Below are 13,359 nucleotides of genomic sequence, written 5' to 3'. Positions count from 1 at the left end.
TATCACACAACAAAACAACCTGGATAGGAGTGGAAGGATGACAATCTACCAACGAAGGGTCGTGCAACTGCTATGCACGGCTTGTATTATTCTTTCAGCTACGCCCTATCTCTTTGCACAGGAGACAGGTGAAATTCGCGGCATTGTGACCGATGCCTCGGATAGTTCGCCCATCATTGGAGCCAGTGTGCTTCTCCCTGACCTGAAGTTAGGTGCCACGACAAACCTTAACGGCGAATTTATCATTCGCAAAGTGCCAGTAGGGACTTACAACATTACGGCGCGCTATGTGGGCTATAAGCCTCAAACCAAACAGGTAACTGTAGCAGCAGGCGCGACGGTAAGTGTGGAGTTTAGCCTCGCGCAAAGCAGCGTGCAAGCTGATGAACTTGTCGTGACAGGGCAGGGCACTGTAACCTCCAAACGCCAGCTCCCAACAGATGTAGTGACAATTTCTACAAAAGACATTGAGCGGACAGCAGCTCAATCGCTTGATCAGCTCTTGCAAGGACAAGTGCCGGGTCTATCATCGTTCAATGCTCAGGGATTACCGGGTACAGGCGCGCGTATTCAAACACGCGGCATAAAGAGTGCGCTTTCAAACACGACCCCTGTGATTTATGTCGATGGTATTCGCGTCGATAATGGCGACAATTTCCGTCTTGCTGATGGCACTGGCGGTGCAGTCTCTTCAGCCTTAGCGGATTTGGTCATCGGAGACATTGAGCGTGTGGAGGTCATCAAAGGCGGAGCGGCATCCACGCTCTATGGTTCCGAAGCCGCTAATGGTGTGATTCAAATTTTTACCAAGAAAGGTAAGCCTGGTGAAGCGCGTTTTCGCTTTACAACCATTAACGGCGTCGATGTGCCTGAGACACGCTTCACGTTTGAAGAAGGAACACGCACAACGCTTTACCGTCCTGCATTTTTCAACCGTCAGGTTATCAATGTTACAGGGGGCAGCGAAGCCTTGACCTACAATGCCTCAGGCAGTGTGCAGAACACGCCTGGGGTTTTCAAGGGTGATGAACTCTTCAACACGCTTTACAATTTCACAGGGGGCTTTCGCGCAATTCTTTCGCCAAAAAGTGAGCTCGAGTTCACGGCAGCTTACACGCGAAACCAGTTTGGTCGTGCACTGCTGAACAACTCGTATGATGCCTCTCCACTCTCTGCAATGGAAGCCGGATCGTTCTTTGCGCCAGGCAATTATGTGGCTGGTCCCGGCTTTACACAAAACCGTGATAGCATTTTGCAATTTCTGTTGCTGCCGAATCTGCGTGAGACAGTCAATCGCTTCACGAGCGGTATTGCTTTTAGTGTTGTGCCTGTAAAGGAGTGGACTAATACTTTCCGCTTTGGCGTAGACTATCGCAAAAATGAGCAGCGCAATCTCTACCCTGTAGCCGCTATTGCCTCTGGACTGATTTCACCGCCAAGTTCACTTTCGCGCTCAGAGCGTGACTACCTGACACTCACGATAGAGTATGCAGGGTCATACAAATTGCCAGATATCGGTATCGTCTCGCAGACGCTCTCGTTTGGCGCTCGTGGCTTCAGGGTCGAGGATCGAGAGTTTGATGCAGACGGACAAAATCTTGCGGCAGGCACGGAAGACTTTGATAACTCGGCTATCATTAACTCACGTGAGAGCAATCAAGCGCTCTTCAATGGTGGGATTTATCTACAAGATCAAATCGGCATTGCAGACAATCTTTTTATCAACCTTGCCGCACGGGTTGATGTCAATACCGCTTTCGGGGCAGAAGTTGGCACGCAGATTTATCCTACAGTTGGCATTGCCTACAACATTGGCGATGAAGCCTTTTTCCCAGCAGGCATCAAAGATGTGCTCTCGAGTCTGAAACTGCGTGCAGCGTACGGCAGAACGGGTTTCTTCCCCACGCCTTTTGCACGCGACCGTACATTTATCGTGGCACGCAATACCGCAACCACAGCAGGCATTAACTTTGGTAATCCAGGCAATCGCTCACTCGGTCCTGAAATCACGACCAGTTTCGACTTGGGCTTCGATGCAGGGCTGCTGAACGACCGTGTGGCTGTGGAGTTTAGCTACTACACGCAAACAACCGATGCTGCCCTGTTTGACTTTCCGCAAGATCCAGCAGGGGGACGCATCACACAACTCCGAAACATTGGGCAGATTCGTAACCGTGGCATTGAACTCTCTGTGCGTGCTGTCGTCTATCAATCGCCTACGCTGGATGTGGCGCTGCGTGGTGCCGTCTCAACAGTCGATAACTTACTTGTGAGTCTCGGCGGCGCTGCACCATTCACAATCGGCGGGTTTGCCTTCTTGCCGATGCGCGCTGAAGAAGGAAGACCGCTGGGCGCCTACCAAGTTACCGTGCCTAAGCCAGATGAAGATGGACAATTCACGGGAGATTTTACGACCGAACTCTATGGCTCACCGACACCCACCGTCATTGGCTCATTCGGTCTCGATCTTACACTGTTCAAAGACTTCACCTTCTCTGTGTTTGGTGAGTTTGCAGCTGGACACTACACACTCAATCAAGCCTTAGACACACGCTTCTATCAAGGCTATAACGACCTGATTGGCGAACCTATTCCAGACAACGCCACCCCACAGCAGCAAGCTGAGATCTCACGACGCAATTATGAAAATGGCAAACTGCCGAATGATAACTATGTTACAGACAACGCCAGCATCTTGCTGGTACAACCAGCAGACTGGATCAAAATCCGTGAGATTTCCGCACGCTACCGCGTACCGCAAACAATCTTGAACAACATCGTGAGCAGCGTGGTGCTAAGTTTCAATGTGCGCAATCCATTTGTATTTGGCACGCGCACAACAGGTGCAGACCCCGAACTTGGAACCGTACGCTCTGGGCGTCAGGTAGATTTGGGCGGTGTAGCGAACCTAGCAGTCTCACCGCCAATTCAGTATCGCTTCGGCATTGAAATTACACCGTAAAGTCTGAGGCACAATTAACCACAACTAAAAGTTTTAAGGACCTCAAAGATGAAAAAACTCTCTCGTTCAAAATGCCTAGCACTGCTGCTGATGCTGAGCGTTGCAATCAGCAGTTGCTACTTAGACCCAACAGGCGTAGAGAATCCGTCCGTTACAGAAGAATCACTCTTAGCAAACCCGAAGGGGGCAACGACAACCCTCATCAACGGTCTGCGCCGTCAGTTTGCATTTGCTCTGGGGGCAACAATTATCACAACGGATATCGTCTCGGATAACATTGACCATGTATTCGTGACGCTCTCGCCGCTCATTGATGATCCACGTGCCATTACGCCGCTGGATTTAACAATTAACACAACAGCCTCGACAGGCTGCTATTTCAATTTGCAGCGGCTCAAGGCGCTGGCGGATTTCGGCTTAACACAACTTGTGCCCAACGACCCTGATGCCACACTAGGACAAATTGCTGAGATTCGCACTTACAAAGGCATGGCGCTGTTGATGCTCGCTGAAAATTTCACGCATTTTCCGCTGACGGAGTTGGGGCAGCCTGTGCCCGCGGCGGTCGCTTTGGATTCTGCAATCGCAGAGTTCAATGCTGTACGCACACTCGATCCGGCACGGGAGCAGCAAATGCGCATCGCACTGGCGCGAGCCTTTCGTCTAAAAGGTGATAAAGCTCAAGCGCGTGCCAATGCACAAGCCGTAGACTTGATCACAGCCAGCAGTTCAATTCTCTCGGTCTCCTTCACAGAAGGGATCTTGGATAATGATGTGCAGGTCTACGCTTTTCTGCGTACTTCCGAAGACTTGCAGCCTTTGCCTCGTCTGGATTTTCTTGATCCGAAGTATCCCTACCGCGATACCCCGCTGCAAGCCTTGAAGCCTGAAGAAGCGCCACTGATCTTGGCAGAAATTGCCATTTCAGACAATGACCTTGCTGAAGCACGTGCGCAGATGCGCGCGGCAATTGCACTTGCGCTGAGTCGCCCACCTGTGCGCAACCGTGTAACGGGCGATACACTTATCAATGATCCGGACCGCCGACGCCGTGGACGACCGAACAATTCTGCATTTCGTGTGCGTGCAACGGATAATCCTGCCCGCGGTGACACGACAGCCCGGGCAGGGCTCATTCTGCGCCGCAGCGGTAGCCCTGTTCCGATCTACAACATCTCGCGCACCAGCATTCGCAACTCAGATATTGATGCGTTGCCACCAAACGATGTACGCGCACATTTGCGTATGCTGTATTTGCTGCGTCAAGAAATTTTCTTTTTGGAAGGGCGTCGTATGAGCGATTTAGGTATTCGCTTGCCTGTGATGCAGCGGCAAATTGAAGGTAATCCAAATATGCCGCCTAATAGCCCAGGCACAAAAGTCGTTGTCCCAGATTACATTCCGCCGGGCACAGAGCTGGACGCTTTCACGATTAACGCAGCAGCAAACCTTGTAACCGTGCGGCACGATATGAACTTCATCTTGGCTGACAATAAAGTCTCGCCTTTTCCAATTCCATAAACGGCTCGTAGAACAGAGCAATGCAGTCCCGCTTCGGCGGGACTTTTTCTTTCAAATAGTTTTTGATGAGAAATGCCGATACGGTATTTTTGGCGCTTCAAGCAAGCATGAAAGCATCAAAACCATTAAGCGATATATGCCGCAATTAGGGCACTGCGTCGTGTTAGGCGGCGGAGGATTTGTTGGATCACATGTAACCACAGCACTCGTCAGACATGGTTACAAAGTAAGCGTCTTCGGAAAGCGCAATTCCAGACGAACCAATCTCTTACATCTACTCGAGCACATTAGTTTAGTAGAAGGTGATTTTCACAATGAAAGGGATTTGGAGCATGCGCTCGATGGTGCGGAGTATGTCTTTCATCTCATCGGTGCTACACTTCCGGCAACTTCAAACGACAACCCGATTTACGATGTAGAAATGAATCTGATTAGTACGCTGCGGTTGCTCAAACTGTGTGTGGCGCGAAAAGTAAAGAAAATTGTATTTGTCTCTTCAGGTGGAACCGTGTATGGTTCGCCGCAATACACGCCTATAGACGAGCAGCATCCGACGCAGCCTATATGTTCGTATGGCATCACAAAGAAAGCAATTGAAGACTACCTTTTCATGTACTACACACTCTATGGATTAGACTACACGGTGCTGCGTCTTGCTAATCCATACGGTGAGCGGCAAAACACGCAGCATGTTCAGGGGGCGATTGCAGTGTTTTTGAGAAAAGCATTGGATAATGAACCCATTGAAATCTGGGGCGATGGAAATGTAGTACGGGATTATGTCTATGTCGGCGATGTTGCAGATGCATTTGTACGCGCACTTGAAACTTCCGCGCAAAAGAAAGTTTTTAATATCGGCTCAGGGGAAGGGCATTCACTAAACGACTTGCTTGAGCTTATCTCGACAATTCACGGTCGAGCGCTAAAAGTCAAATATCTGCCGCCGCGCAAAGTCGATGTGCCTATCAATGTCTTGGACATTTCACGAGCACGCATACATCTGGGCTGGCAGCCTGAGACACCGCTGCACGTGGGTATCAAAAAATTTTACGATTACCTCAACGCCCAACGCTACGCCGAGAATGTCGGATAACTCGCAGATTACGCTCTCTGTTTTTTCCCAGCTTACTACGACGAAGATAACATTGGCAAGGTGGTCGATAAAGCCGTGTCCGTGCTGGAGTCTTTAAGGCTCAAAGATTATGAAGTGATTATCATTGAAGATGGTAGCCCTGACCGCACAGGCGAAGTGGCAGATGAACTGGCACGTAAATACGCGCGCGTGAGAGTTATTCATCACGAAAAAAATATGGGCTATGGCGCAACACTGCGAGATGGATTCTATGCGGCAAAGTTCGACTACGTCTTCTACTCCGATGGCGACAACCAATTTGACTTGGAAGAACTGCGGAAGTTTGTTGCACTTATTCCATATAGCGACATTATTATCGGGTATCGCATCAGCAAGCAGTATTCACAATGGCGGCGCTTTACATCGTTTGTCTATAACTACATTCTACGGCGCTTGTTTGATGTAGACTATATGGATGTAGATTGTGCATTCAAACTCTTCAAAACCGAGCTCTTTAAGAAGATTGAAATCGAGTCCAAAGATGCATTTATTGATGCTGAAATTATGCTTAAAGCCAGACTCTTGGGCTACACGGTAACAGAAATTGGTGTTAAACACTTGCCGCGTCTTGCAGGTGTCTCTACAGGTGCAAAACCCAGCGTAATTTTCCGCACAATTCGAGAGATTTACAGGTTTTACAAAAAGTACGGCAAGCAAATTGCTGCCTCAAAACATAAAGGAAGATGAGACAAGAAGCTGAAGAGAAAATAGACTTCGATGCCTTTGCTAGGGACTATGACAAAATTATGGCAAATCAACTAAAAGGCTTTGGTGAAGAAAGTGCTTACTTTGCAGAATACAAAGTGCGTCTTGTCAAAGAGCGACTTCAAAAAACTGCATCGCCTTTGCCAAAGCGTATTCTTGAATTCGGTTGTGGCACTGGCAGAAATTTAACCTTTCTTCAAACCTACTTCCCTGACGCAATCATTGAAGGCTGCGATATCTCATCAGAGAGTTTGAAAGTTGCTGCAGAACGTGCGCCTGATGTTGAGCTTTACCTGTTGCAGAAAGAGATGCCAAAGAAGCACTACGACCTGGTCTTTGTCGCCTGCGTCTTTCACCACATTGCACCCGCAGAGCGCGCAAGTGCGTTTGAGCAAATCTACGCGATGATGAATCCGGGCAGCGAGCTTTTTATCTTTGAGCATAATCCTTACAACCCTGTTACACGCCACATGGTCAATACCTGTCCATTTGACAAGGATGCAATTTTGCTGACACCAGGGGAGCTGGCGAAACGCACAAGAGCCGCAGGGTTAAATTTGCTTGAGACCCGATACGCACTGTTTTATCCTGCATTTCTAAAAGTTTTGCGCCCAACCGAAGACTACCTTGGTTGGTTACCATTAGGCGGTCAATACTACGTTCGTGCAGTAAAATGACTGAACTTGCTATTGACTCCCTCGATACATTTTTCCCGCGCCTCATGCCAGCACGTCAATGGGATTTACAAGCTGCAAAATATGCGCAAAATGCTCTTCCATCTGCGCCGCCTCTAGTTGGTATGCAGCCAACCGACTCAGGTATATCGTATCGTGCCTTAGGTGCAACTGATGATGCAGGATTACCTTACCTTCTACCAAAGCTTGCCAATCTTTTGCACCTTTCGCTTGGTGAAGCATGGACACTGTGGTTCTTCAGCATTCTCTTGCTTTCGTATGCACTCGGCATTTACGGAATGATGCGACTGCTGACATCACCAATGGTCAAGGTGTTTTACCTGAGTCATCTGTTGATTGTGACTGTGCTTACAGTGATGGTAGGAGATGTCTATGCGTTATCCGCATGTCTGGCAATTGCTGCCGTGCCCTTTGCACTACGGTTTTTCACTAACATGACGGATGACCGTCGCTGCCGTGCAAGTCTTGCCGTACTGTTTGGTGCAGGCATCATATTCGGCTGGGCACATGTGATTCGCTCGCATGCTGCTACAGGATTGATATTGTTTATAATAACGCTGTTACTGTTTGCCATGCAAGTGTCTTGGCTAAAGCGCATGATACTTATAGCATCGCTGTTGTTCGGGTTTCTCGTGCCACAGTTCTATATGAAAACTGTCTTTGACGCGCGCGATGCCTTTCTCAGTGCGCAGGTAGGTTATCGCTCCTTAGCTCGTCAGCACCCTTTTTGGCATTCCATCTATTGCGGTCTTGGTTTCTTGAGCAACGATTATGGACTAGCTTACAAAGATGAAATCGCAGAAAAGATGGTGCGTCAAGTAGCGCCTCATGCAGAGTTTTGTTCGCCAGAGTATGAAACTGTGTTGAAGTTGGCTGTGATTGACCTGATAAAGGAAGACCCGACATTTGTGGTACTGACACTATTGGCTAAGTTTGGTCTCATTCTCATCTACTTTTGCTTATTTGCAAATGTAGGGCTATTTGCAGCGATTCGCTATCCCAAACCCTGGCAAATTGAATTGGCGTTTGTGTTAGCCTTGGGGTTTAATGCCCTTTTTGGTCTCTTGGTGATGCCGCGCTTTTCTTATCTGTTGGGCTTCATTGCGTTTGCAGTGCTTTATAGCGCAGTAAGTCTTGATGATGCACTGCGTCAAAGAGCAGAGAAAGCTGTAGCATCTCTTCAATAACTATATCTTACCACGCGCTCGCTCGAAATACTCAAGTCCTACAATCCATGAAAGCGCAGCCACTGCACAACTGACAATGATGATGATGGATATCAAGCGAGATGATTCAGCAGTGCGTGCTGCCTGTTCTGCGGTTTGAGAAGCACTGCGCAGGGCAAAATTGACGAGTGTATCAAAGCGTGCAGTAAGTGTGTCATCAAGCGGTAAGAGACGAGTGCGGAAAATGTGGTAGGCTTCGTCTTTGCGACCCAAACGTGACTGTTGAATCATCTCTCGGCTAATAGAGAGATAGCGATCGTGAATGACTTTGGTTTGCTCAAAAAGAATCCGCTCTCGGTCGGAAAGCATAAGTTCTAAGTAGGCACGTTCGTGTGCAGCATAGCTTTCTTCCTCCGCTTTGAGAAAGGCTTCTTGCCGTGCCATATCGGCTGAGTCGCGGGCAAGCAAATGCCGCAATTCATGAATCTGGTAGTCAGAGACATCCGTGCTCATACTTGAGACATGATACACGCTGGGTAACATCACTTGCACGATCTCAATGGCTTCAAGACCAACCTTGCTTTCATAGTTCAGAGTATAGAAATTCGAAAAAAGCAGCAGGGCAAACACGAAAAGTGTAAGTGTATGCTTCTTGACAATAGACCACATTTGTGCAGCAAGATTGACTAAAGGGTTACTGGTTGTGTTTAGGAAGCCAATGCAGCACAACGCGTCCGACATTGGAGAAATAACGCTTTGCGACGCGCTGCACATCCTGCAGTGTGATGCATGTAGCTCGTTCAAACTCACGGTTGATTTCAGCGGCGCTACCAAAAAAAGTGTGAAAGTAAGCAAGGTTATCGGCAATGCTTCGCACTGCAGAAAAACTCTTTAACAAACCCATTTCGTAGCCATTCTTGGCTTTCTGCAATTCCTCTTCTGAAAGCTCGCCATTGACAAGGCGCTGGAGTTCAGCATCAATTTCGCGCTCCAACTCTGAAAGCGAAGTTCCTTGTGCGGCAATCGCATTGATGAAAAAAGACCAGGATGCTCTCCGGGCGCAGCAAGGGCACTCACGGATTGCGCCAGCTGTTTGGTGTGAACCAAGTTGCGATAGAGCCGTGAGCTGCGCCCATCGGCAAGCACGCGACTAATTACGCCAAGCACATCAGCATCAGGATTTTTTACATCGCAGATGCGATAGGCAATGAAAAGCCCCGCAAGTTGTACATTGTCGTAAATCGTATCGCGCACTTCTTGCGTCAAGGGTAAGTCAAAATCGGATGGACGGACAATATCTTTGCCACGTGGAATATCGCCGAAGTAGCGTGTGACCAGTGCCTCAGCTTCATCTGCAGTAACATCACCAGCTAAGACAAGCGTCGCATTGTTGGGCACGTAGTATGTGTTGAAAAACTCTTTTGCCTCTTCAAGTGTGGCAGCATCTAAGTGTGCCATAGAGCCAATGGTCGTCCAGCGATAAGGATGCTGAAAGTATGCGCGCTCATGCAGCTGTTCATAGACCGTGCCATAGGGCGCATTGTCGTAGCGCATGCGCCGTTCTTCTTTGACCACTTGTCGCTGGTTTTCGAAATTCTCTGCACTCAGGTCAAGGCTCATCATCCTGTCAGATTCTAACCACAGTGCAAGCTCGAGTTGATTAGAGGGCAGAATCTCAAAGTAATTCGTACGGTCTTCGTTGGTGGTACCGTTAAGTGTGCCGCCAGCACGTTGGATGTAAGCAAAATGCTCGGTCTTGCCAACATGGCGTGAGCCTTGGAACATCAGATGCTCGAAAAGATGTGCAAATCCAGTGCGGTCTGGCCGCTCATTTTTTGAGCCAACATGATACCACAAATCAACAGCGACAATAGGCGTGGTATGATTCTCATGCACAATGCAGTGTAAGCCGTTTGGCAAAGTAAATTCCGAAAACTCAACAGGGCGCATCGTCAAGGCGAGTTGGTGTTATTAAAATTTTTTTGCACTTATGATGTCTTTGCTAACAGATTGCGATGGCTTATACAGGCTCAGAAAGTCCGTTAAGCAAGGCTTTTAGGCGAATCGAGAGTGCCGTGAAAACAAGCAGTACATTGGCGTTGCGAGCAAGCTGATAGAGAGCATCCTCAACAGCCGCTGCTGCAGCATCAAAATCTGCGTTTGGAAACGCCCGCGAAAACTTTGCAATAGTCTCTGCAATATCGCTGTTGATAAACTCTGTCTCGGCACCAACCATGCGGTAGCGTTGTGCATCTTGAAAAATCAAAAGCAAATCTGAAAGCACCCGGACTTGTTCATCTCTTGATGCATCTTTCTTGGCTAAAGCCTCAATTTGTCGAATCATATCAAGTTCCCTACCCGAGCCAAGTATCGCACGCAACCAGTCAAGCGCTGTATTACGCAATTGCTGTTCGGTAGGTTCTGTAAGCAAATTCTGTGCTTTGTAAAAATTTCCACGCGCAAAACTTGATGCAAAAGCCAGTTGCGCAGGTGATGCACCTGATGAACGCAGTCGCTCTGCCATGTCAGTGGCAGAAAGTGCAGGAAAACGCACAGGCTGACAGCGTGAGACAATGGTCGGCAAAAGTTGCTCAAAGCGCGACGTGGTGAGAATAAAGAGTACAAAGGGCGGAGGCTCTTCTAAGACTTTAAGTAGTTTGTTGGCTGCTGTCGTATTCATGCGTTCGGCTTGCGAGATCAGATAGACGCGCATTTTGTCGTTGCGTGGCTTATAGTGCGATTTACGAATCAACTCTTCAATTTGCTCAGCTAAGATGCCCATAGATTTTTCCATCTGCATCTTGAAGTAAGGATTGCGGCTTTTCTCCATAAAGAGTTGTTTGTACTCTGCCAGGGCACTTTCTTGTCTCTCACGCTCTTTGCTGGTCTCTGAAATATCTTTGACGAGCACACCTTCTATTGGGAAAACATACTCGAGATTCGGATGTGTAAGGTTAGCAAATTGCTGACAACTTTCGCATTGGTCGCAGGCTTCAGCGCGTTGGAGCGCCTGAGGATCAAGACAGTTAAGCATTTTTGCAAACTCCAATGCAATCGCATCCTTGCCTACACCATCCTGACCAATAAAGAGGTACGCATTAGGCAAACGACCAGTCTGCGCTGCACGACGCAGCACGGCAATTTGCTGCTTTTGTCCAATAATCTGTGCCCAACTCATCAGAAGGTAGGATTTGATTTAGTGTGAAGTTACACTAAAATGCTCTGAATTATCATCGGTTAGCGTAACGGTATCGTATCTCTGAAGAGGCAACGCATCACGCAGCTTTGTCTACACTGAAATCAATCCCCAAAAACGATGCGTTGTGTAGCGCGTGTGGGGCGTTCGGCATACTGCAGTTCATAGAGTTTGTAATAGAGCCCACGCTTTTGCAGCAATTCCTGATGCGTGCCCATTTCGCGAATAACACCTTTATGCAGCACGATGATTTTATCAGCTTTCTGAACAGTTGAGAGACGATGCGCAATGATGATCGAGGTTCTGCCTTGCATCAATTTTTCCAGAGCGACTTCAATGAGCTGTTCTGTCTCGGTATCAACAGAACTTGTCGCTTCATCGAGCACTAAGATTTTAGGATTGTAGACCATGGCGCGCACAAATGAAATGAGTTGTCGCTGACCTGTGGAGAGTGCACTGCCACGCTCTTGTACAGCATAGTTATAGCCATTTGGCAATTTTTCAATGAACGAGGCAGCCCCTACAAGTGATGCGGCGCGTGCGATCTCGGCGTCCGTAATCTTCGGATTGCCCAGCGTGATGTTGTCGCGTACAGTGCCAGAAAAAAGAAATACATCTTGCAGCACCACACCAATGTGCTGGCGCAAAGCCCGCTCAGGAATCCGACGAATGTCAATGCCGTCAATCAGAATTCTGCCCTTTTGCGGCTCATAAAACTTGGAGAGCAAGTTAATGATGGTCGATTTGCCGCTGCCCGTTGCGCCTACCAGTGCAATTTTTTCACCCGCTTTAGCTTCAAACGAAATATCATGCAAGACCCAGTTGTTGTCGACATATGCGAACGAGACGTGCTCAAAGCGAATCTCACCACGAAGGTCTTTCGGCACAACTGGCGTTTCTGGCTCCTTGATGACAACATTTTGGTCGAGCAATTTGAAAATGCGCTCTGCGCTGGTAACCGCGGTCTGCATGATGTTGAACTTATCGGAAAGGTCTTGCAGCGGGCGGAAAAAAAGTGCAATGTATTGCACAAAAGAAATGACGACACCAAGCGTAAGTGAATGCTCCAGAAGGCGATAACTGGCGTGCCAAAGAATCAAGCCTAAGGCAATAGCGGAAAGCAATTCAATGGTAGGATAAAAAATGGAGTAATACCACACGGAGCGAATGTTGGCGTTGCGGTGTGCGGCATTGATATCGGCGTGTTTTTCAAATTCTTTTTGTTCGCGTCCAAAGAGTTGGACGGTTGCCATGCCTGTGATGTGCTCTTGCAAAAATGCGTTGAGTCGTGCCACTTCGGTGCGCACATCTTGATAGGCTAAGCGCACATATTTTTTGAAGACCATAGTTGCCCAAAACATCAGCGGCAAGACGCTAAATGAGACAAGCGTGAGTTGCCAATCCAAAATGAACATCATCACGATGATAAAAGTCAGTTGAAACACATCGCCAAGCAAGGAGACAAGTCCGCTGGAGAGCATTTCGTTAAGTGTTTCAACATCGTTGGTTGCGCGTGTCATCAAGCGACCAATCGGATTGCGGTCGAAAAACGAGAGTGAAAGTTTTTGAAGGTGCGAGAAAATATCGAGGCGCAACTGCAGCACAGCTTTTTGTCCCAAGAGCTGTGTTAGATATGTACTGCCAAACTGTGCCAGTGCTTCTGCAGCAAGCACACCTAAGAACAGCAAGCTAACCGCAAAAAGTCCTGCATAATCGCCAACAGCAATATGTGCATCGACGGCAAGTTTGGTAAGGTAAGGACGCAGCGGCGAGAGCATGGCAGCGCCGATGGTTAATGCCGTAGCACTGACAAGCAGCAGCGGATAAGGCTTAACATACCGATAGAGCCGACGCAGTAAAAGCGTGTCAAGAATGTTGCCAGAAGGCACATCAGAATCAATCTGCAGTCCTCTCTTGGTCTTGTCTTGGTTACTCATTCGGGCGGGTTACTCAGTTTAGAGTCGGATTTTGGTTGCTCCACT

10 protein-coding genes are annotated in these 13,359 nt (G+C 48.3%); 6 read left to right on the top strand and 4 right to left on the bottom strand.

Translation table 11 applies throughout. The annotated features are described in order from the left end of the window. The first annotated feature begins 37 nt into the window (after positions 1-37). The 6 genes from CMR00_05920 to CMR00_05895 all read left to right on the top strand — a co-directional run bounded on the left by CMR00_05920 (position 38) and on the right by CMR00_05895 (position 8,202). Positions 38-2,962: a hypothetical protein gene (locus tag CMR00_05920; protein ID PIO48292.1), complete on the top strand. Its 2,925-nt coding sequence runs from the start codon at positions 38-40 to the stop codon at positions 2,960-2,962. Positions 2,963-3,010: 48 nt separating this feature from the next. Further along, on the top strand, positions 3,011-4,483 hold the full coding sequence (locus CMR00_05915) for a hypothetical protein (protein PIO48291.1): 1,473 nt from the start codon (positions 3,011-3,013) through the stop codon (positions 4,481-4,483). Between the two features lie 136 nt (positions 4,484-4,619). Beyond that, on the top strand, positions 4,620-5,576 hold the full coding sequence (locus CMR00_05910) for an NAD-dependent epimerase (GenBank protein PIO48290.1): 957 nt from the start codon (positions 4,620-4,622) through the stop codon (positions 5,574-5,576). Between the two features lie 51 nt (positions 5,577-5,627). Beyond that, positions 5,628-6,302: a cell wall biosynthesis glycosyltransferase gene (locus CMR00_05905; protein PIO48289.1), complete on the top strand. Its 675-nt coding sequence runs from the start codon at positions 5,628-5,630 to the stop codon at positions 6,300-6,302. Continuing rightward, on the top strand, positions 6,299-6,997 hold the full coding sequence (locus tag CMR00_05900) for an SAM-dependent methyltransferase (GenBank protein PIO48288.1): 699 nt from the start codon (positions 6,299-6,301) through the stop codon (positions 6,995-6,997). Before CMR00_05905 ends, CMR00_05900 begins: the two co-directional genes overlap by 4 nt. Further along, positions 6,994-8,202 (top strand): hypothetical protein, encoded by a 1,209-nt coding sequence (locus tag CMR00_05895; GenBank protein ID PIO48287.1) that lies wholly within the window; start codon positions 6,994-6,996, stop codon positions 8,200-8,202. Before CMR00_05900 ends, CMR00_05895 begins: the two co-directional genes overlap by 4 nt. Here the strand turns inward: CMR00_05895 and CMR00_05890 are convergent, their stop codons facing one another. The 4 genes from CMR00_05890 to CMR00_05875 all read right to left on the bottom strand — a co-directional run bounded on the left by CMR00_05890 (position 8,203) and on the right by CMR00_05875 (position 13,314). Continuing rightward, the gene (locus tag CMR00_05890) at positions 8,203-8,955 is read right to left on the bottom strand and encodes a hypothetical protein (GenBank protein PIO48286.1); all 753 of its coding nucleotides are present in this window, start codon (positions 8,953-8,955) and stop codon (positions 8,203-8,205) included. A 117-nt stretch (positions 8,956-9,072) separates the two neighbouring features. Next, the gene (locus CMR00_05885) at positions 9,073-10,131 is read right to left on the bottom strand and encodes a peptidase M16 (protein ID PIO48285.1); all 1,059 of its coding nucleotides are present in this window, start codon (positions 10,129-10,131) and stop codon (positions 9,073-9,075) included. Positions 10,132-10,201: 70 nt separating this feature from the next. Then, positions 10,202-11,359: a DNA polymerase III subunit delta' gene (locus CMR00_05880; GenBank protein ID PIO48284.1), complete on the bottom strand. Its 1,158-nt coding sequence runs from the start codon at positions 11,357-11,359 to the stop codon at positions 10,202-10,204. Between the two features lie 122 nt (positions 11,360-11,481). Further along, positions 11,482-13,314, bottom strand: a complete 1,833-nt coding sequence (locus CMR00_05875) for an antibiotic ABC transporter ATP-binding protein (protein PIO48283.1) — start codon at positions 13,312-13,314, stop codon at positions 11,482-11,484. Between the last annotated feature and the right edge of the window lie 45 nt (positions 13,315-13,359).

Source organism: [Chlorobium] sp. 445 (assembly GCA_002763895.1).
Taxonomy (GTDB): domain Bacteria; phylum Bacteroidota; class Chlorobiia; order Chlorobiales; family Thermochlorobacteraceae; genus Thermochlorobacter.
This window is presented reverse-complemented; position numbering and strand designations above follow the sequence as displayed.